The 19097-nt window shown below is 72.9% G+C and carries 19 protein-coding genes; 15 read left to right on the top strand and 4 right to left on the bottom strand.

Annotated features, from left to right (window positions below; translation table 11 throughout):
• Positions 1-128: 128 nt before the first annotated feature.
• The 3 genes from G443_RS19730 to G443_RS19720 all read right to left on the bottom strand — a co-directional run bounded on the left by G443_RS19730 (position 129) and on the right by G443_RS19720 (position 2658).
• Entirely contained in the window at positions 129-1079 is a 951-nt protein-coding gene (locus G443_RS19730) for a hydroxymethylglutaryl-CoA lyase (protein WP_026419344.1), read from the bottom strand.
• Between the two features lie 43 nt (positions 1080-1122).
• Complete coding sequence (locus tag G443_RS19725; RefSeq protein WP_030104812.1) at positions 1123-1653, bottom strand: PH domain-containing protein; 531 nt, start codon at positions 1651-1653, stop codon at positions 1123-1125.
• Positions 1654-1743: 90 nt separating this feature from the next.
• Positions 1744-2658, bottom strand: coding sequence for a biotin--[acetyl-CoA-carboxylase] ligase (locus tag G443_RS19720; protein WP_026419345.1), 915 nt, complete (start codon positions 2656-2658; stop codon positions 1744-1746).
• A 711-nt stretch (positions 2659-3369) separates the two neighbouring features.
• Here G443_RS19720 and G443_RS19715 point away from each other — a divergent pair.
• The 15 genes from G443_RS19715 (at position 3370) to G443_RS19650 (ending at position 17081) form a co-directional block, all read left to right on the top strand.
• Complete coding sequence (locus tag G443_RS19715; protein WP_026419346.1) at positions 3370-5010, top strand: acyl-CoA carboxylase subunit beta; 1641 nt, start codon at positions 3370-3372, stop codon at positions 5008-5010.
• Between the two features lie 34 nt (positions 5011-5044).
• Positions 5045-5281 (top strand): acyl-CoA carboxylase subunit epsilon, encoded by a 237-nt coding sequence (locus tag G443_RS19710; protein WP_026419347.1) that lies wholly within the window; start codon positions 5045-5047, stop codon positions 5279-5281.
• 142 nt (positions 5282-5423) lie between these two features.
• On the top strand, positions 5424-6053 hold the full coding sequence (locus G443_RS19705) for a Maf family protein (protein ID WP_026419348.1): 630 nt from the start codon (positions 5424-5426) through the stop codon (positions 6051-6053).
• Positions 6044-7279, top strand: coding sequence for a DUF418 domain-containing protein (locus tag G443_RS19700; RefSeq protein WP_030104808.1), 1236 nt, complete (start codon positions 6044-6046; stop codon positions 7277-7279). The genes G443_RS19705 and G443_RS19700 overlap by 10 nt, the downstream gene beginning before the upstream one ends.
• A gap of 468 nt (positions 7280-7747) precedes the next feature.
• Positions 7748-7837 carry a putative leader peptide gene (locus G443_RS25900; protein WP_372492994.1) on the top strand — a complete coding sequence of 30 codons (90 nt, stop codon included), beginning with the start codon at positions 7748-7750 and terminating at the stop codon, positions 7835-7837.
• A 45-nt stretch (positions 7838-7882) separates the two neighbouring features.
• A complete protein-coding gene (locus G443_RS19695) occupies positions 7883-9292 on the top strand; it encodes a dicarboxylate/amino acid:cation symporter (protein WP_026419349.1) in 1410 nt (469 codons plus the stop codon).
• Between the two features lie 313 nt (positions 9293-9605).
• Positions 9606-11417 carry an acetyl/propionyl/methylcrotonyl-CoA carboxylase subunit alpha gene (locus tag G443_RS19690; RefSeq protein WP_245588880.1) on the top strand — a complete coding sequence of 604 codons (1812 nt, stop codon included), beginning with the start codon at positions 9606-9608 and terminating at the stop codon, positions 11415-11417.
• Entirely contained in the window at positions 11399-11665 is a 267-nt protein-coding gene (locus G443_RS19685; RefSeq protein WP_026419351.1) for a hypothetical protein, read from the top strand. Before G443_RS19690 ends, G443_RS19685 begins: the two co-directional genes overlap by 19 nt.
• 94 nt (positions 11666-11759) lie before the next feature.
• Positions 11760-12149, top strand: a complete 390-nt coding sequence (locus tag G443_RS19680) for a DUF1707 SHOCT-like domain-containing protein (RefSeq protein WP_030104804.1) — start codon at positions 11760-11762, stop codon at positions 12147-12149.
• Positions 12150-12367: 218 nt separating this feature from the next.
• Complete coding sequence (locus tag G443_RS19675) at positions 12368-13330, top strand: type III secretion system chaperone family protein (protein WP_051314097.1); 963 nt, start codon at positions 12368-12370, stop codon at positions 13328-13330.
• 120 nt (positions 13331-13450) lie between these two features.
• Positions 13451-14044: a GNAT family N-acetyltransferase gene (locus tag G443_RS19670; protein WP_051314098.1), complete on the top strand. Its 594-nt coding sequence runs from the start codon at positions 13451-13453 to the stop codon at positions 14042-14044.
• A gap of 35 nt (positions 14045-14079) precedes the next feature.
• Positions 14080-14730: a DUF3558 domain-containing protein gene (locus G443_RS19665; RefSeq protein WP_026419352.1), complete on the top strand. Its 651-nt coding sequence runs from the start codon at positions 14080-14082 to the stop codon at positions 14728-14730.
• Between the two features lie 200 nt (positions 14731-14930).
• The gene (locus tag G443_RS19660) at positions 14931-15341 is read left to right on the top strand and encodes a hypothetical protein (protein ID WP_026419353.1); all 411 of its coding nucleotides are present in this window, start codon (positions 14931-14933) and stop codon (positions 15339-15341) included.
• Between the two features lie 22 nt (positions 15342-15363).
• The gene (locus tag G443_RS19655) at positions 15364-16218 is read left to right on the top strand and encodes a PPE domain-containing protein (RefSeq protein WP_155886191.1); all 855 of its coding nucleotides are present in this window, start codon (positions 15364-15366) and stop codon (positions 16216-16218) included.
• Positions 16218-17081, top strand: a complete 864-nt coding sequence (locus G443_RS19650) for an ESX secretion-associated protein EspG (RefSeq protein WP_026419354.1) — start codon at positions 16218-16220, stop codon at positions 17079-17081. Before G443_RS19655 ends, G443_RS19650 begins: the two co-directional genes overlap by 1 nt.
• A gap of 22 nt (positions 17082-17103) precedes the next feature.
• Here G443_RS19650 and G443_RS19645 read toward each other — a convergent pair whose 3' ends face one another.
• Positions 17104-18813, bottom strand: a complete 1710-nt coding sequence (locus tag G443_RS19645; RefSeq protein WP_035292553.1) for a glycerol-3-phosphate dehydrogenase/oxidase — start codon at positions 18811-18813, stop codon at positions 17104-17106.
• Between the last annotated feature and the right edge of the window lie 284 nt (positions 18814-19097).

Here is a 19097-nt window from a genome sequence, read left to right as displayed (position 1 = left end):
ACGGCACGGGGTACCGGTCTGGCAGGTTCCGGCTTTGACGGCGGCAGGGCTCCCCCGGTTCCGACGGAATGGGGAAACTTTTTCACGTCCACCCCGGCGGTCCGTTGATCAGCAACGCCGACCGGCTCTCAGGGCGCCAGCGCCGCGACCACCCGGGAGACGCTGGGGCGGCCGAGCCGCTCCGCCATCCACCTGCTGGTCTCGACCAGCGCGGGCAGGTCGACGCCGTGGCGCACCCCGAGCCCGTCGAGCATCCACACCAGGTCCTCGGTGGCGAGGTTCCCGGTGGCCGACCCCGCGAAGGGACAGCCCCCGAGCCCACCCGCCGAGGAGTCCACCGTCCGGACGCCGGCGCGCAGCGCCGTCAGGGTGTTCGACAGGGCCTGGCCGTAGGTGTCGTGGAAGTGGACGGCGAGCGTCACCGCCGGAGTTCCGGCGCGCTCGAAGGCGGCTAGCACGGCGAGCACGTGGCCGGGCGTCGCGACCCCGATGGTGTCCCCGAGGGAGAGCTGGTCCACTCCCATCTCCGCCAGGCGCGCGCCCGAGGCCACGACTCGTTCCGGCGGGACCGCCCCTTCCCACGGGTCGCCGAAGCACATCGACAGGTAGCCGCGCACCCGGACCCCCTCGGCGACCGCCCGCGCCACCACCGGTTCGAGCATGGCGAACTGCTCGTCGAAGGACCGGTTCAGGTTCCGCCGCGCGAAGGTCTCGGTCGCGCTGGCGAAGACGGCGATGTCCTCGACCCCGGCCCGCAGGGCGCGGTCCAGCCCGCGTTCGTTGGGCACCAGCACGGGGTACCGGACACCGGGTCGGCGGGGAAGGCGGGCCAGCAGCTCCTCGGCGTCGGCGAGCTGGGGAACCCACTTCGGGTGGACCAGGCTGGTGGCCTCCACGACGGGCAGGCCGGCCGCCGCCAGCCTCTCGAGGAACTCGAGCTTGACGGCGAGGTCCACCGGGCGGGACTCGTTCTGGAGGCCGTCCCTGGGCCCCACCTCCCAGATGGTGACCCGAGGGGGCAGGCCCTCCTCCTCGGGTGCCGGAACGGTCTGGGGCAGGCCGGGGGTGCGGGTGCTCAACGCTGGGCTCCTCACCGTGTCGGCGGCGCCTGCTCCAGGGCCGCTAGTCCGGGTCGCGTTGCGGACGGGACCGGTAGTAGTAGTCGCCGTCGTCATCGTCGTTGATCTGGTGGTAGAGCAGGCCGTGCACCCGCTCGACACTCGGGATGTCGTCGAACTCCAGGGGCTCCTCGGACGCGGACTCGATGATGAGCGTGCCGCACCCGAGGACCCGGTCGATCAGGCTGTGCTGGAAGCGGACGCTGTTGATTCGGGACAGCGGGATGTCGATGCCGGTGCGGTGCAGGACCCCCTCCCGCACCATGACCCGTTCCGAGGTGACGACGAAGTGGGTGCTGCGCCACCGCACGAGGGGGGTGACGAACAACCAGAGGATGAGGACGCCCCCCAGCACCGCGAGCGAGATCCAGGCGATCTGGTTCCAGGAGAGGTCCTGGGCCAGCGCGGCGAGGTAGGAGCCACCCCCCACGATGACCAGGAAGGCGATGGTGGGCCAGACGAGCGTCTTCCAGTGCGGATGCTTGTGGATGACCACCCGTTCGTCGTCGGTGAGCATGTTCTCCGGGTATCCCACGGATCCCTCCCCGCTCTGCCCGTACCGCTGCCGACCTGATCACCGTACCGGCGCGCCAGCCCGCGCGGGACGGCAACCGACCCGATTCCGTCACGTCCCACCCCCGGTGGGGGCACCGCCCGGCCCCGGCTCGGCCCGCAGGTGGTGGACGTCCCCGGCCGGGTAGTGGGCGCGCGCGCCGTCGTCGGTGCGCAGCACCAGCTGGCCCAGGTCGTCGACGTCCTCGGCGACTCCCGTCAGGTGCCCGCCTCCGGGCAGGTCGAGCCGCACCCGGGTGCCGAGGGTCGCGCACCGTTCGCGGTAGGCGGCGAGCTGACCGGACCGGCGGACGTCTCCCGCGTGATCCCGCCACCGCCGTTCCGCCGAGGCCAGCTCGTGGAGGAACACCGAGGCGAGGGTGGTGCGATCGGTCTCGGTGGCCCCCTGGAGCACCAACGACGTCGCCGGGACCGCGCCTGGACGGCTGGGCAGCTCCTCGGCCTCCTGGGTGACGTTGAGCCCGACACCGACCACCACGGCGGGCCGCTGCCCCTCCGATGCGGCCCTCGCTCCCCCCGGGCCGGCCGGAGGCACCGCCACCTCGGCGAGGATGCCGGCGCACTTGGCGCCCTCCGCCCCGACGAGCAGGTCGTTCGGCCACTTGAGGGCCGCCCGGACCCCGCACCGCTCACGCACCGTCCGCACGAGGGCGAGGCCGGTGAGCAGCGGCAACCAGCCCCACGCCGTTCCCGGCACGTCCGCCGGCCGGAACAGCACGCTGAGGGTGAGACCCGCCCGGGGCGGGGACTCCCAGTCCCGCCGGAGCCGGCCGCGCCCGGACCGCTGTTCCTCGGCCAGCAGCGCACTCCGGTCAGGAGCGCCCCGCCGGGCGGCGTCCACGAGGTCGGCGTTGGTCGACCCCGTCACCCCGACCACGTCGACGGAGGTGAACGGGCCGCCGTCCAACACCAGCTCGTGGTGGAGGCGGACCGCGTCGAGCGGGGGTCTGTCGAGTCGAGCGCGCACCGCACCAGCCTACGAACGACCGGCCGCCCACCGGTCGGGCCGGCCCCCGGGACGGGCGCCCCGCGTCCGAGGCCCTGGCGCGGCTCGGCGCGCCGGGCCCGCCTCGTCACGCTGGGGTCGGGGCGGGCCGCCACCCGACGCCGCCGGTCCCGTTCCCGCTCCCGCCTTTTCCTGGTTCCGCCCGGAACGGCACCGGACCCGGAATCGAAAAGCACCGTCCCGGTGTCGTCGTCCCCCGGGGGGTGGTGGTCCGCCGGCCGATTTCCGCTCGTGCGACACCATTCGCCTTTCGCGACAACCGGAGGCGCCAACTTCCCCTTTCCCCCACTTCCGAGTGAAACGCGGGTCCTGAATCCGCTACCGCGGTGCCGCGTGCCGTCGGCCCGGCCACGCCGCCAGGCCCCGAGGCCGCGGCCGCGCGACCCGCCGGCCGCCGCGGGGCGCGGCGCCGGCCCTCCCAGCGGCACAGCCCGGGCCCCGCGTCGGCCCGACGAGCGCCGCACCCCGGTGGGTGGTACGGGCAGGCCCCGCGGCCCCCGCGCGAACCGCTCAGCACCGACCCGTGCGTGGACGACAAAGCGAGCGGTCCGTTCTTGGTCCAGTTCCACAGAACTACCGCATCGCGGCAGGTGGTATGGGGTGCGGTCCTGGCAGGAGGAGTCCGGGCAAGGGTGCGGAGAAGTGGCTCCGACAACGCTAGGCTGCCTCCTCATGAGCAGCGCGACGGAGCCGATCGGGGAAGTGCCGGATGCCGAGCCGGACATCCACACCACGGCGGGCAAGCTCGCCGACCTCTACCGCCGGAGCCACGAGGCGGTGCACGCCGGCTCGGCCCGAGCGGTGGAGAAGCAACACGCGAAGGGCAAGAAGACCGCCCGTGAGCGGATCGACATGTTGCTCGACCCGGGGTCCTTCGTGGAGATCGACGAGCACGCTCGTCACCGGTCCACCAATTTCGGCATGGAGCGGAACCGCCCACTCGGCGACGGTGTCGTCACCGGATTCGGCACCGTCGACGGCCGAAAGGTGTGCGTCTACTCCCAGGACTTCACGATTTTCGGCGGTTCGCTGGGCGAGGTGCTCGGCGAGAAGATCGTCAAGATCATGGACCTCGCCATGAAGACCGGCTGCCCGATCGTCGGGATCAACGATTCGGGGGGCGCGCGGATCCAGGAGGGCGTGGTCTCCCTGGGGCTCTACGGCGAGATCTTCCGGCGCAACACCCACGCCTCGGGCGTCATCCCCCAGATCTCGCTGATCATGGGGCCCTGCGCGGGCGGTGCGGTGTACTCCCCCGCCATCACCGACTTCACCGTGATGGTCGACAAGACCTCGCACATGTTCGTGACCGGCCCGGACGTCATCCGGACCGTGACCGGTGAGGACGTCGGGTTCGAGGAACTGGGCGGCGCGGAGACGCACAACTCGCGGTCGGGCAACGCCCACTACCTGGCTGAGGACGAGGACGACGCGATCTCCTACGTCAAGGCGCTGCTGAGCTACCTCCCCTCGAACAACCTGTCGGACGCCCCGGTCTTCGAGGGGGAGGACACCGGCGAGGGCCCGGTGGCCGACACGCTCACCGAGAGCGACCTGGAGCTGGACACCCTCGTCCCGGACTCGCCGAACCAGCCCTACGACATCCGGGACGTCGTGACCCGCGTGCTCGACATGGGTGACTTCTGCGAGGTCCAGGAGCTGTTCGCACCCAACATCGTGATCGGCTTCGGCCGCGTCGAGGGGCACAGCGTCGGAGTGGTCGCCAACCAGCCCACCCAGTTCGCCGGCACGCTGGACATCGCCGCCAGCGAGAAGGCCGCCCGTTTCGTGCGGACCTGCGACGCCTTCAACATCCCGGTGCTGACCTTCGTCGACGTCCCCGGCTTCCTGCCAGGCACGGACCAGGAGTGGAACGGCATCATCCGACGCGGGGCGAAGCTGCTCTACGCCTACGCGGAGGCCACGGTCCCCAAGATCACCGTGATCACCCGCAAGGCGTACGGGGGCGCCTACGACGTCATGGGCTCCAAGCACCTGGGCGCGGACATGAACCTGGCGTGGCCCACCGCCCAGATCGCGGTGATGGGGGCGCAGGGCGCGGTCAACATCCTGCACCGCCGGACCCTGGTCGAGGCGGCGAACCGGGGGGAGGACATCGCCGAGGTGCGAGCCCGTCTCCAGCAGGAGTACGAGGACACCCTGTGCAATCCCTACGTGGCCGCGGAACGGGGCTACGTGGACTCGGTGATCCCACCGTCCCACACCCGGGGGTACATCGCCCGGTCCCTGCGGATGCTGCGGGACAAGCGGGAGGCGCTGCCCCCCAAGAAGCACGGGAACATCCCGCTCTGACCCTGGCGGGCCGACGGTCAACGGAGGTGAACGCATGAGCACGAACGACGAGGGCCAGCCGGCGCGTCCGCTGCTGCGGATCGTCAGGGGCAGCCCGGACGACGTCGAGCTGGCGGCGCTGACCAGCGTGGTGGCCTCACTGGCCTCGGCCGGTCCGGCCGAGGGCGGCCGGCGGGAGCGGTCGCCCTGGGCGGAGCGCTCCGCCTCCTTCCGCCAACCCCTGAGCCCCGGGCCCGGGGCGTGGCGGCGTTCCACGCTCCCCCGGGGGTGACGGGCCGCTGGGCGCGAGCCGACCGGAGGCCGTCGAGCGCGGGGAACGGTGGCCGGGCATCGCGATCCGGCGCCGTTCCCGCCCCCGGAGTTGGTGCCGCCCCTGGCCCTGGCGGGTCGCGGCACCCCTCTACGCTCGACCCGTGCAGCTGATTCTCGCCTCGGCCTCGCCCGCCCGACGCAGTGTGCTGCGGGCCGCCGGGGTCGATCCGGTGGTCCGGGTCTCCGGCGTCGACGAGGACGCGCTCATCGCGGGGATGTCCCGGCCGGACCCGGCTCGGGTCGTCGTGGAGCTGGCCAGGGCGAAGGCGGACGCGGTCGCCTCCGAGATCGCCTCGGAGCACCCGGATTCCGTCGTCGTCGCCTGTGACTCGATGCTGGCGGTGACGGGTCCGGACGGCGTGACGGCCGTGGGCAAGCCCGGTTCGGTCGAGCGCGCGAGGGAACGGTGGAAGTCCCTGTCCGGGAGCAGCGCCGAGCTGTTGACGGGCCACGCGGTGGTGCGCGTCGAACACGGTCGGCGGGTCCAGTCGCTGGAGGGCATCGCGGGGACCACGGTCCGGTTCGGTGAGCCGACCGAGGCCGAGTTGGAGGCCTACCTGGCCACGGGCGAACCGCTCCAGGTCGCCGGGGCCTTCACCCTCGACGGTCGCGGCGGGTGGTTCGTGGAGGGTGTGGAGGGGGACCCGTCGAACGTCGTCGGGATCAGCCTGCCCCTGACCAGGAAACTCCTCGCCGCCGCCGGGGTCGACGTGGTGGCGCTGTGGAGCTGACCGGCGAACGCCGGGCGAGGGCCAGCGGCCCCACGTCGCGGGTTCTCGGTCTCGACGTGGCGCGCGCCCTCGCGGTGTTGGGGATGTTCGCCGCGCACATCGGCCCGCACCCCAGGGACGGCGCGGAGGGCGCCGTGGTGCTCGAGGTGTTCCACGGCCGGTCCGCGGCGCTGTTCGCCCTGCTCGCGGGCGTCTCGCTCGCCCTGCTCAGCGGCGGCCGCACCCCCGCGGCGGGAGGGGACCGCGGTGCCGTCGTCGTCAGGCTCGCCGTCCGAGCCCTGCTGCTGTTCCTGATCGGCCTGGTGCTGGGCGCGCTGGGCACCCCGGTGCTGGTGATCCTCTGCTACTACGCCGTGTACTTCGCGCTGGCCCTGCCGCTGCTCTGGCTCCGACCGGCCGCGCTCTGGGCGGTCGCGGCCGCCTGGGCCGTGCTCGGACCGTTGGTGTCCTTCTGGCTGCGGTCCCGGTGGGCGCCCAGCGACCAGCCGTACGAGTACCACGTGTTCGAGTCACTGGAGTGGTCGAATCCCGACGGGCTGCCCGCGCTGCTGGTCACCGGGTCCTACCCGGCGCTGACGTGGATGCCGTTCGTGCTCGCCGGCGTCGCGGTGGGGCGGCTGGACCTCTCCTCCACCCGGGTCGCCAGGACGCTGTCGCTGGTCGGGGCGGGCCTGGCGGTGGCCGGGTACGGGCTGTCGGTCTGGATATCGGCCTCGGGGAACGCGGACCGGCTGCGTGGACTCCTCCTCGACCAGTACGGGTTGGGCACGCCGCCGACCGAGGAGTTCGCCTCCCGTCTCGACCAGCTCGTCCAGTGGGGCATGCTCGGCACCGTGCCCAGCGCCGACCCCGCGTGGCTGCTGGTCTCCTCCCCGCATTCGGGAACTCCCTTCGAGGTCGTGGGGGCGACCGGAGTCGGTCTGCTGGTGCTGGGCGGGTGTCTCCTGCTCTGCCGGTGGGGGGTGGTCGCGGCGGCACTCACCCCCCTCCGGGCGATCGGGTCGATGCCGCTGACCGTCTACGGTGCCCACCTGGTCGCGCTGGCCGCCGCGCATCCCCTCGACGAGGGCGACCGGTGGCCGGCGCTGGGGTTGTTCGTGTTGATCACGGCCGTGGTGGCGGTCGGGTGGTCGCTGGTGTTCCGCCGGGGGCCGCTGGAGTGGATGTTGTGGTCGGCGAGCACCCGCGTCTCCGAGGCGGTGACCGGCTCCGCCGGCGCCCGGTGACGACGGTCGTCGGCACCGGTTCGCGGGCCGCCCGACGGCCGGCCCCGCCCCCGACGCCCGTCTCGGAGGCTGACGGCGGGGGCTGTCACCACCGGCCGTGGTGCCTGGTCGCCGGCCTGCCGGCCCCGTCCCCGCCTCCGACCGGATCCACCCCTCCCCCGCCAGCCGTGAGCACCGGGTGCCCGCGCTCCGCCGCGTGCCCGGATCGAGGGCGGCTCCGCCACGTGCCCGACCGCTGTCCGATGGGGTCGAGGCCCGATCCGGCCCCCCTGGATGTCGTTCGCGGCCCTGGCCGTCACGCCCGGGCGAGGTGGGGGCGGACGGCGTGAACGCCCGCGCGGCCACGACCGGGTGATGGAGAACTCATGCCCCGCTGGTCCGAGCGGCGGTGTCGGACGGCGGTGACCGCAACCACAATCGGCGCGGAACGGGAAGAGATCTTCACACGATCGGGTTACAGCCCCCGCTATGCGAAGCCGATACAGGACTCCCCTGCTGACCCGCCGTCGCCACGTCGACTACTGCCGGTTGGCGAGTGCCACCTGTCCGGGTCGCTGATCCGACTCAGCACCCGACCGCCCGCACTCGTCCAGGAGTCCTCCCATGTCCGAGGCGACCGTCCGCCGCAGATCCCTCCGTCCCAGCCTCGCCATCCAGGTGCTCGCCGCCCTGTTGCTCGGCCTGTTGCTCGGCCTGGCCGCCAGGTCCCTCGAGTGGGACTGGCTGACCACCACCCTGGCCACCCTCGGTTCCTCCTACGTGAGCGCGTTGCAGGTGACCGTGGTCCCGCTGATCTTCACGGCGATCGTCGTGAGCATCGCGAACCTCCGCGACCTCGGGCGGGGCCCGGGAGCGGTCGCCCGCCTCGGCGGGAAGACCCTGCTGTGGTTCGCCGCCACCTCGCTCATCGCGGTGCTCATCGGACTGGCGACCGGCCTGCTCAGCCGCCCGGGGGAGGGCGTCGCGATCCAGCCCGATCCCGAGACGGTGGAGTCGCTGGCCGAGCGGCAGCCCGGTTCCTGGCTGGACTTCCTGACGGGCCTGGTCCCGAACAACCTCTTCGCCGCGTTCGCCGACGGAGCGGTGCTCCAGGTGGTCGTGATCTCCGTGGTCACCGGCATCGCCGCCTACGCGCTGAAGGACAAGGCCGCTCCCTTCATCGCCTTCAACCGGTCCGCGTTGGAGATCGTGCAGAAGGTGCTGTGGTGGCTGGTGCTGCTCGCGCCGCTCGGCGTCCTCGGGCTCATCGGCCGCGCCGTCGCCACCTACGGCGTCGGGGAGACCCTGGCCCCCCTGCTTCGCCTCGGCGTCTCCGTCTACGTCGCGTGCTTCGTCGTGCTGCTCGCCGTCTATCCGCTGCTGCTCCGAGTGGTCGCCGGGGTCAGCCCGCTGTTGTTCTTCCGGAAGGCCTGGCCTGTCCTCCAGTTCGCGTTCGTCTCCCGTTCCTCCGGGGCGACGCTCCCGCTGAGCACCCGGACCGCGGTCAACCTCGGCGTGGACTCGCGGTACGCGAGCTTCGCGGTGCCCCTGGGCGTGACCACCAAGATGGACGGGTGCGCCGCCATCTACCCGGCCATCGCGACCATCTTCATCGCCCAGTTCTACGGTGTGACGCTCACCCCCACGGACTACCTGCTCATCGTCCTCGTCGCGGTGGTCGGCTCGTCGGCGACGGCCGGCGTGACGGGGTGGTTCACGATGCTCACCCTGACCCTGAGCACCGTCGGCCTGCCGTTGGAGGGGGTCGCCCTGGTGTTCGCCATCGACCCGATCCTGGACATGATCAGGACCGCGACCAACGTCGCCGGTCAGATCGTCGTCCCGGTCCTCGTCGCCCGGAGCGAGGGGCTTCTCGACCGGGAGACCCTGCTCTCCCGGGACAGCTCACTGCTCGACCCCACCGCACCGCCGCTGGCCGAGGAGACCGCGCCGGCCGGTGCCCACGACGGGGGGTCGTCCAGCGGGCAACCCCCGGTACCAGCCGGTGAGGGGCGCTCCCCGGCAACGGGCTGAGCACCGAACGGCCACCCGTGAACCGGATCATCCATCCGCCAAATGGGTGATCCGGTTCACGTTCGGCGGACCGTTCGGGCCCGTGCCACCCGGGGAGCTGTCGGGCAGCGACAGAAACGGGCCCCGCCTTTGGTAGGGCTTCGCCATGACCGATCGCCCCTCCGGGCAGCGAGCATCGATCAGGGGTTTTGTGCCCGGACGCGTCCTTCGGTCCGCCACTCGCCGTAACGGCGACGGCCAGGGCCCCAGCAAACTTTGGTCGGGCCGGCCGTCGGCGACGACGTGCCAGGCGAGGAGGTTGAGCGTGCCCGAGTTGGCAGCCGAACACGGCACCGGAACCGGGTCGAGTGTCGAGATCCGTCCCCTACGCAAGGTGCTGATCGCCAATCGCGGCGAGATCGCCGTCAGGGTGATCCGGGCCTGCCGGGACGCCGGTCTGAGCAGCGTGGCGGTGTACGCCGACCCGGATCGGGACGCTCCGTTCGTCCGGTTGGCGGACGAGGCCTTCGCCCTCGGCGGGGACACCGCGGCCGACAGCTACCTGTCCGTCGACAAGCTGCTGGACGCCGCCGAGCGCAGCGGCGCCGACGCGGTCCACCCCGGCTACGGTTTCCTCTCCGAGAACGCCGACTTCGCCGAGGCCGTGACCAAGGCCGGCTTGACCTGGATCGGCCCGACGCCGCAGGCGATCCGGGACCTGGGGGACAAGGTCACCGCCCGGCACCTCGCGACGAAGGCCGGCGCGCCGCTGGTGCCAGGCACCAAGGACCCGGTCTCCGGGCCCGAGGAGGTCGTGGCCTTCGCGACCGAACACGGCCTGCCCGTCGCCATCAAGGCGGCCTTCGGCGGTGGCGGTCGTGGTCTCAAGGTCGCCAGGACCCTCGAGGAGATCCCCGAGCTGTTCGACAGCGCCGTCCGGGAGGCCGAGGCGGCCTTCGGCCGGGGCGAGTGCTTCGTGGAGCGCTACCTCGACCGGCCGCGCCACGTCGAGGCCCAGGTCCTGGCGGACCAGCACGGCCGCGTCGTGGTGGTCGGCACCCGGGACTGCTCGCTCCAGCGCCGCCACCAGAAGCTCGTCGAGGAGGCGCCCGCGCCCTTCCTGACCGAGGAGCAGCACTCCACCATCCACGAGGCCGCCAGGGCGATCTGCCTCGAGGCCGGGTACCACGGTGCGGGAACCGTGGAGTTCCTGGTCGGCACGGACGGCACGATCTCCTTCCTCGAGGTCAACACCCGCCTCCAGGTGGAGCACCCGGTGAGCGAGGAGACCACCGGCATCGACCTCGTCCTGGAGCAGTTCCGGATCGCCGAGGGCCTGCCGCTCGAGCTCGCCGCCGACCCGGTGCCACACGGCCACTCGATCGAGTTCCGGATCAACGGCGAGGACGCTGGGCGGAACTTCCTCCCCGCTCCCGGCACCGTGACCCGGTTCGTGCCCCCGAGCGGACCCGGTGTCCGGGTCGACGCCGGCGTCGAGTCCGGCAGCGTCATCGGCGGGCAGTTCGACTCGCTGCTGGCCAAGCTCGTCGTCACCGGTCGGACCAGGGCGGAGGCACTCGCCAGGGCCCGTCGCGCGCTGGACGAGTTCGAGGTCGAGGGGATGGCGACCGTGCTCCCCTTCCACCGCGCGGTGGTGCGTGACCCGGCCTTCACCGCCGAGGACGGCTTCGCCGTGCACACCCGGTGGATCGAGACGGAGTTCGACAACACGATCGAGCCCTTCACCTCCGGCGGCGCCTCGGCGGGCGAGGACGAGCCGAGGGAGTCGGTGGTCGTCGAGGTCGGTGGTCGTCGGCTCGAGGTGTCCCTCCCGGCTGGTCTCACGGCCGGGACCGGCCGTGGTTCGGGTGCCGCCGCGACGAAACCGGCGCCGCGTCGCCGTGGTGGTGGTCGGACCGTCGCCGTGTCGGGGGACGCGGTCACCGCCCCCATGCAGGGGACCGTCGTCAAACTCGCGGTCGCCGACGGCGACCAGGTCTCGGCCGGCGACCTGGTCGCGGTCCTCGAGGCCATGAAGATGGAGAACCCGGTCACCGCGCATCGGGCGGGGACGATCACCGGGCTGACGACCAGCGCCGGCGACACCGTCAGCCAGGGCACCGTGCTGTGCGAGATCAAGGACTGACCGGCGGGGTCCTGGTGGTCCTGCCCGACCGCGCCGACGCCGAGCTGCTGGCGGACGGCCTGGCCGAGGAGGGCTGGCGACCAGCGACCGTGCACCGCGAGCTGCTGGCCGGCGAGGACGACGCCGAGGACGCGGACTGGGTCGTCGAGCTGCTCAGCACGCCGGCAGGAGAACCGGCGACGGCCCTGCGGAACCGCCTGGACGAGCTGGCGCTTCCCCTCCACGGGTTCACCAGCGACCTCGACTGACCGGTGGCACGTCGTCCCGTCGCCCGGGCCGCCACGGCGACGGGCGCGGGGCGACGTCCGCTCCACCGCGCCGGCGAACGTAACATCGGCGTTCGTGGAGGACTTCCCGTCACCAGACGTCCGGATCGGGGACGCCGAACGAGCCGAGGCGGTGCGGCTGCTCGGTGAACACCTCAGTGCCGGGCGCCTGGGGGCGGAGGACTACGGGGACCGCGCCGCGCGGGCGTCCTCCGCCGTGACGCGCGGGGACCTCGCCAGGCTCTTCGTGGACCTGCCGGAACCCCGTCCCGAGTTCCTACGCCCGCCACCCCGTCCACGGGGCGACGTGGAACCGCGCCGCCACGGCGGGACCCTCGACTTCGGGACCGTGTCCACGATCGCGTTCTGCTGGGTCGCCGGCCTGGCGATCGCCTTCGTCGTGCGCAACCCGGTGGTCCTGCTGCTCCCCCTGGTGGTGACCCTGGTGCTGCGGCCCCGTCGCTGAGGCGGGACCCGCTCCCCGGCTCGTGTCCGGCCCCCGAAGGGCCTCCGCCCGGTTCCTCACTCGCCTCCCCGCCCCGGCCCGCGTCCGCGACGGCCGTCACCCGACACCCCCTGATTCCCCCGTTCCGCTTGACGCCGTGCCGAAGCCGTTGGTACCCACCGGTCGGGGGATACGGCGGACGGAGATCGTCGTCCGGCCGGTGACGAGGGGAGCCCGGGATGCCGCAGCTCGTGATCATGGCGCTGGTGGCCGTCGGAAGCGCGATCGCGGCGATCGTCCAGCGACGACGCGACCGCCGACTGGCGGCCGAGCTGAGCGCCTGGGCAGCCCAGCACGGCTGGGTCTACCAGCCCGACGACCAACGCTGGGTCGGGAGGTTCCAGGGGCCGCCGTTCAACAGGGGCTTCGGGCGCGCGGCGAGGCACGTCCTCGTCGGACGCCACCGGGGTTGGCGCGTCGCGGCGTTCCAGTACGTCTACAAGGAGAAGCGGGGCTCGGGGAAGAACCGGCGCACCGTGACCATCACCAACCTGGTGGCCTGCGCCTCGGCGGAACGCCGCATCCCGTGGCCCTCCCTGCAGATCGGCCGGGAACACTTCGGACACCGGCTGCTGAACCTCTTCGGCGGGCACGACCTGCGGTTGGAGAGCGAGGACTTCAACCGCACCTTCCGGATCAACACGGTGGACGACAAGTTCGCCTACGACGTCCTGCACCCGCGCACGATGGAGTGGATGTTGGCCGACGCGCGGGCCGTCCGGTTCCCGCTGCGCTTCGAGAACGTCGACCTGGTGACCTGGGAGAGCGGGACGCTGGACCTGCCGCGCGCCACGTCGATGCTGGACTACCTGGTGGACTTCCTGGAACGGGTTCCCCAGTTCGTGTGGAACGACGGTGGGGACGGCTACCACACACCGCGCACCCCGGGAACCTCGTCGGGGCCGCCGCCCGCCGCGCCGCTTCCGCCGCCGGGCATCGCCGGCGCCCCCAGCTCCCCGGCCGGTCCGCCGCACGGCGCCGCTGGTCCGGCCCCGTCCTTCGACCCGCCAGCCGCCCCGGCCACCCCGCCCGGTTGGCACCCCGGCCACCCGGCGCCTGGCGCGCCGGGTGCCGCCCATCCGGGTTGGAGCGCTCCCCCCGCTGGCTCGCCAGGGCACCCCCCGCACCCGCCCCGGTGGTGAGCTCCGGCGGGGATCCCGGAGAACCGCGCGGCCCGCGCGACCGCCCTCGTGGAGCGGCCCTCGGCCCCCTGCCGTGGTGGCGGGTCCGCGCGGAGCACCGCCCGGCCCTACCCTCCTCCCGTGGACGAGGTGGAGATCAACGCTGGCGTGGCCTACCTGCGGTCGCTGCGCGCGGACGGTGGGCTCGACGACCGCCCGGCGCTGGTCGCGGCTTCGGGCGACCCCGTGGCCCGAGCGGTGATGGGGATCGGTTCCCCCCTCGACGGTGACGGCGCGGGGGCCTACGTGTCCCGCCGCCACGAGCAGGGCCGCCGCGACGAGCTGATCTCGTGGGCGGTGGCCGAGCCGACCAGCGGGGCGTTGCTCGCCGAGGTGATCCTGGTTCCCGCCCGGGCGGATCGCTCCTCGGCGACGGCTTCCGCCGAGCTGCGGTGGTGGACCGGGCCCGGCGCCTCGGACCCGGACGTGCCGCGCGGAGCGCTCACCGCCGTGGTCGGTTTCGCGTTCGCGGGCCTCGAACTCGGTCTGCTGTGGATACGACCCACGGCGGAGGCCGACGCCCTCGCGGAGGCCATCGGGTTCCGACGGGGCCGGCCGACCAGCCCGTCCTGGTGCGACGAGGCGGGTGCCGCGCGCGCACTCCCCTGGTGCATCACCGCCACCGGTTCGGCGGCCGGAACCGGACCGGCTCCCAGCCGGCGGCACCGTGCGTAGCTGACTCCATCCGCTCCGTGGGTTACGGTACGGCCATGCGCGGGTTCACCTCCGGACGACGGCTGGTCGGCTCCGTCGCCGCCGTCCTGCTCACGACTGGCTGTGTGGCGGAGGCCGGTGGCCGTGCCGCCCTCCGGGAGCCACCGTCGCACCTGCTGGCCCCACTGCCCTCCCCGTCGGTCCCCCCACCGCCGCCACGCCCCGCCGAGATGCCGCTCGACGGCGTCGACCCGTGTGCGCTGCTCGGCCGGGAGGACCGGATCCAACTGGGCATCGACCGCCCTCCGGTCCCCGGGGTGGAGAACGGCTTCGGCGAGGCCGCGACGTGCAGCCTGCGGAGCGCGCAGAACCTGGTGGGAGCCCGCCTCGCGCTGGTCACCATCGAGGGTGTCGGGGTGTGGACGGACGACACCGCGCAGGTCGAGGTGGAGCACGTCTCGTCAGCCGGTTTCCCGGCGCTCGTGGTGCGGACCCCCGGGCAGGAGGGCGTCTGCAACGTCGAGGTCGACGTCGCGGAGGGGCAGTTCCTCGACGTCCTCTACCGGGACGACGGAGCGAGCCCACCTCCCGGTCTCGACCAGCTCTGCGCCGGGGCCGAGCGGGTGGCGGAAATCGTCACCGCGAATCTGCGCGAACGGTCCGGTGTCGCGGCGGAGGAACACGAAACTGCTCCACCATCGGGTTAGCTTCGCCGGATCACGTCAGTACGAACCCCCTGCACGGAGCAGGCCCGCTACACACCGAACTCATCCTTCACTCGTCAGCGGGAATTGGGTTCCGGGCAGCCGACTGTTTTACTGAATGACGCACTGTCCGCGATCGGGTAACTCCACAACGTCATCACGGCGGGCTAAGCTTCAGCACGGTCGCAGGTAGGGAGGTTGTCGTGCCATCCAGCCACAGTCCCGACGACGGGCCCGGTCCCACTGGCCACTCCGGACCGCCGCCCTCCGGGGAGGACGCGACGGTTCCGGGCGGTGGGGACCACCTGGAAATCGAGCCGCAGGCGATTCCGGAACTCATCAGTTCACTCCAGCACGCGCTCGACCAGCTCGGTCCGCAGATCGAACACGCCTTCAACGACCTCAGGATCATTCCGTGGGCCGGCGACCCGGTCAGCCAGAACGCCGCGGAGCGCTTCAACGAACGTTCCTTCGGCAGCAGTGCGGCGGCGTTCGAGGCGTTGTGCGGGTATCGCGACCAACTCCAGTCCGCCGCCGGTTCCCTCCGGATGGCCAACGAGCAGTACCAGGTCATCGAGGGGGACAACTCCGCTACCTGGGACACGTACTGCTGATCTACCCGTGGGGGTGCTGAACATGAGCGGCGAGCACCGCTGGAACGGTTACACGCACGAGGAGCTGTACGAACAGCTCCACTCCGGCCCCGGCGCGGACGCCTCCCACACCGCCGGCGATCGGTGGGCCGCGATGGCGAACGCGTTGGGCGAGATCGACGAGGACGTCCGCGAGGCGCTGCTCCGCTCCACCACCTCCTGGCAGGGCGCGGCCGCGGAGAGCGCGCGGAACGGCCTCGGACCGCTGCGGGACTGGGCGCGGGAGGCCAGGGACCTGGCCGACCTGATGCGCAAGGCCGCCGAGGCGCAGGCGGAGAACGTCAGCAAGGCCCGCGCGGACATGCCCCCGCCGGTCCAGGTCACCGCCGAGGAACCCGGGCTGCTGGACAACCTCCGCGCCCTGTTCGGCGGCCAGTCCGACTACGAGGAGCAGGAGTCGGCGCGGCGGGACGCGGAGTCCCGGGCGTTCGAGGTGATGACCACCTACGAGGTGAGCACGGCGAGTGCCACGACGATGCTGGCGACGTTCCGCCCGCCACCCGAGGTGGTCGTGCAGGCCCCCGACCTGGTCCGGGGGGACGGGACTGCCCCGGGGCGGCCCCTGCTCTCCCTGCGGACGCCGGGGCCGGGCGCCCGGCCCGCGCGCCCGGCCCCCCAGGGGACACCGTCGTCGTTCCGGGAGCCCGGCGGCGCGACCGCGCGCCGCCCGGCCCACCTCCCCCGGCTCCCCGTGCGGCCCGGTGCCCCGACCCCGAACACGGGACGCGAGCCCGACTCCCACGTCCCCCCGAGCGACCCCAGCGCCACCGAGACCGTCGACCTCTACGGCCGCGACCACCGGGTCGCCGCGCCCGTGATCGGCGGAGGCACCGCCTGATGGCCTTACTCGACGTGTTCGCCCGGCACTCCGACGATCCGTTCGCGCTGAGCGCGCTGGAGTTCGACGTGCTGTGGCAGCACCTGGGGCTCGGTGACCAGCCACTGGTGATCAGGGTGGACTCGCCGGGCCGGACGTTCGAGGAACGGTCCTGGTTGGAGGAGGCGGCGTGGCGGGACCTCGGACAGCGCGGCCTCGGCTGCCCCGGCGCCGTCCACGGGGAGCTGCGCTCGTTGCTGCGCCGCCTGGAACGACCCGACGTGGAGGTCGACGGCCGGCTCTGGCTCGGGGAACGCAGGGTCCGGGTCCTCGCCGCGGCCACCAGGGGCCGAGGGGCGTTGGCGGTCCTCGAGCACAAGCGAGTGACCCTGCGCGCGGTGGAGGGGAGCGGCCTCGCCAGGGCCGCCGTCGGCACCGCACCCGCCCGCCCCGCCGGGCCGGGTCACTCCGTGACCCTGCGGGCCGAGCAACTGGACAGCGCGGCCGCCCGGGCCGGCGGTTCGGCTGACGCCCTGCGCACCGCCCTGTGCGGCGGCGGGGTGCGGGAGGAGGACGCCCGCACCCTCGCCGAGATGGTCCGGGAGGCGGGGGACCGAGGCCAGTTCGGGGTGGCCCGCCGGGACAGCTGGGGCAGCCGGCGACGGCTCGACCGCGTCATCGCCTTCTTCGACACCCCCAAGGGCCGGTACCTCCAGACCCGACGGGGAGCTCCCGACGGCTCCAGTTGGTCGGTGGTGTCGCCGGTGGACTCCCGCCGCCTGGTCCAGCACGTCGAGGACATGCTGTCCGAGGTCCGAGGACAGGCCGCCGCCGGACTGCCCTCGGACGGGCACGTGGTCGGTGCCCCCTGGTCCACGCCGTGACGGGGCCGGGGCGGCGGGACCGTCAGGCGGTGGCCTCCAGTCGTGGCCTGGCCTCGGGAGCGGCCGCCCTCCTGGCGTCCGCCGTCTGGTCGTCCGGCTCGGTCTGCGAGTCCCGCTCGGCCTCGACCCGCGCGACGTAGACGCGGACCTCCTCCCGCGCGGTCTCGTCGTCCCAGCCCAGGACGCGGCCCATCAGCCGGGCCGCCGCCTCCGCGGACTCCACCCCCCGGTGCGGGTACTCGATGGAGATCCGGGTGCGCCTGGTGAGCACGTCCTCCAGGTGCAGCGCGCCCTCGTGGCTGGCGGCGTAGACGATCTCGACCTGGAGGTAGTCGGGCGACCCAGGGACGGGTTTGAGCAGTTCGGGGTCGTCGGCCGCCTCCGCGAGGACCTGGTGCACCAGCGAGCCGTAACGGTCCAGGAGGTGCCGGACGCGGTAGGGGTGCAGCCCGTGCCGCGCGGCGAGCTGGTCCGCCTGGTTGACCAACGCGTGGTACCCGTCGGCGCCCAACAGCGGGACCTTGTCGGTGATGGAGGCCGGGATGCGGTTCGGCAGGTCGGCCGCCGCCGCGTCGACGGCGTCGGCCGCCATCACGCGGTAGGTGGTGTACTTCCCGCCCGCGATCGCGATCAGACCAGGAGCGGGCCTGGCGACGGCGTGTTCCCTGGAGAGTTTCGAGGTGTCCTCGCTCTCCCCCGCGAGGAGCGGGCGCAGACCGGCGTACACGCCCTCGATGTCGTCGTGGGTCAGCGGGGTCGCCAGCACCGAGTTGACGTGTTCCAGGATGTAGTCGATGTCCGCCCGGGTCGCGGCCGGGTGGGCCAGGTCGAGGTTCCACTCGGTGTCGGTCGTGCCGATGATCCAGTGGTTGCGCCACGGGATGACGAAGAGCACCGACTTCTCGGTGCGCAGGATCAGGCCGGACTCGGCGACGATCCGGTCCCGGGGGACGACGATGTGCACGCCCTTGCTGGCCTCCACGCGGAACCGGCCCCGGCTGCCGGAGAGGCGCTGGAGCTCGTCGGTCCACACACCGGCGCAGTTGATCACGACGTTCGCGGTGACCGAGGTCTCGGCTCCCGACTCGACGTCGCGGACGTGCACGCCGGCCACCCGGTCGGCCTCCCGGACGAAACCGGTGACCTGGGTGGAGGTCCGCACCACGGCGCCGTACTGCGCGGCGGTCCTGGCCAGGGTCATCGTGTGCCGGGCGTCGTCCGACTGGGCGTCGTAGTAGCGGATCCCGCCGATGAGCGCGTCCCGCCGCAGCGCGGGGAACAGGCGGAGCGCTCCAGCCCTGGTGAGGTGCTTCTGCCCGGGAACCGACCGCGCCCCGCCCATGGTGTCGTACAGGAGCAGGCCGGCCGCCGTGTAGGGCCGTTCCCACACGCGGTGGCTCAGCGGGTAGAGGAAGCTGACCGGTTTGACCAGGTGCGGGGCGAGCCGGGTGAGCATGAGCTCCCGTTCCCGCAGCGCCTCGCGCACCAGGCCGAACTCCAGCTGCTCCAGGTACCGGAGACCGCCGTGGAAGAGCTTGCTCGACCTGCTCGAGGTGCCGGAGGCGAGGTCCCGGGCCTCGACGAGCGCCACCCGCAGCCCCCGGGTCGCCGCGTCGAGCGCGACCCCGGCGCCGGTGACCCCGCCACCGATGACGACGACGTCGAAGTCCTCGTCACCGAGGCGCGACCAGCTGCGGTCACGCTCCGCCGGGCTCAACGCGCCGGGCGGCACCACGGCCTGGGCGTCGGACGGCCGACGGCCGGGCCCCCCGCCCCGCTGGTGCGCACCGTGTTCGTCTGCCACCGGATCCGCCTCCTCCGCTGTCAGGGCGTCCACGTCGGGACTCCGTCAACGCTACTCCGATCGGATGAGCCCACGAGTGGGCTCATCCACCATGCCGTGCACCTACTGTGCCCGTTCGGGCCGCTCACCGCGACCGACAGCACCCATGATCGTTGAGTGTGGACACTTCCGCTACCGCACAGTAACCTCCCGTGCACCCACAGGTTGCGGCA

It is taken from the genome of Actinoalloteichus caeruleus DSM 43889 (assembly GCF_000429185.2).
GTDB classification, from domain to species: Bacteria; Actinomycetota; Actinomycetes; order Mycobacteriales; family Pseudonocardiaceae; genus Actinoalloteichus_B; species Actinoalloteichus_B caeruleus.
Note: the sequence above shows the minus strand (reverse complement) of the source record. Positions and strands in the feature narration are given on the sequence as shown.

Excerpts from the sequence above, each read along its gene's own strand:
- G443_RS19715 (WP_026419346.1), top strand. The coding sequence starts at position 3,370 with ATGAGCAGCGCGACGGAGCCGATCGGGGAAGTGCCGGATGCCGAGCCG.
- G443_RS19710 (WP_026419347.1), top strand. The coding sequence starts at position 5,045 with ATGAGCACGAACGACGAGGGCCAGCCGGCGCGTCCGCTGCTGCGGATC.
- G443_RS25900 (WP_372492994.1), top strand. The coding sequence starts at position 7,748 with ATGCGAAGCCGATACAGGACTCCCCTGCTGACCCGCCGTCGCCACGTC.
- G443_RS19695 (WP_026419349.1), top strand. The coding sequence starts at position 7,883 with ATGTCCGAGGCGACCGTCCGCCGCAGATCCCTCCGTCCCAGCCTCGCC.
- G443_RS19675 (WP_051314097.1), top strand. The coding sequence starts at position 12,368 with ATGCCGCAGCTCGTGATCATGGCGCTGGTGGCCGTCGGAAGCGCGATC.
- G443_RS19665 (WP_026419352.1), top strand. The coding sequence starts at position 14,080 with ATGCGCGGGTTCACCTCCGGACGACGGCTGGTCGGCTCCGTCGCCGCC.
- G443_RS19655 (WP_155886191.1), top strand. The coding sequence starts at position 15,364 with ATGAGCGGCGAGCACCGCTGGAACGGTTACACGCACGAGGAGCTGTAC.
- G443_RS19650 (WP_026419354.1), top strand. The coding sequence starts at position 16,218 with ATGGCCTTACTCGACGTGTTCGCCCGGCACTCCGACGATCCGTTCGCG.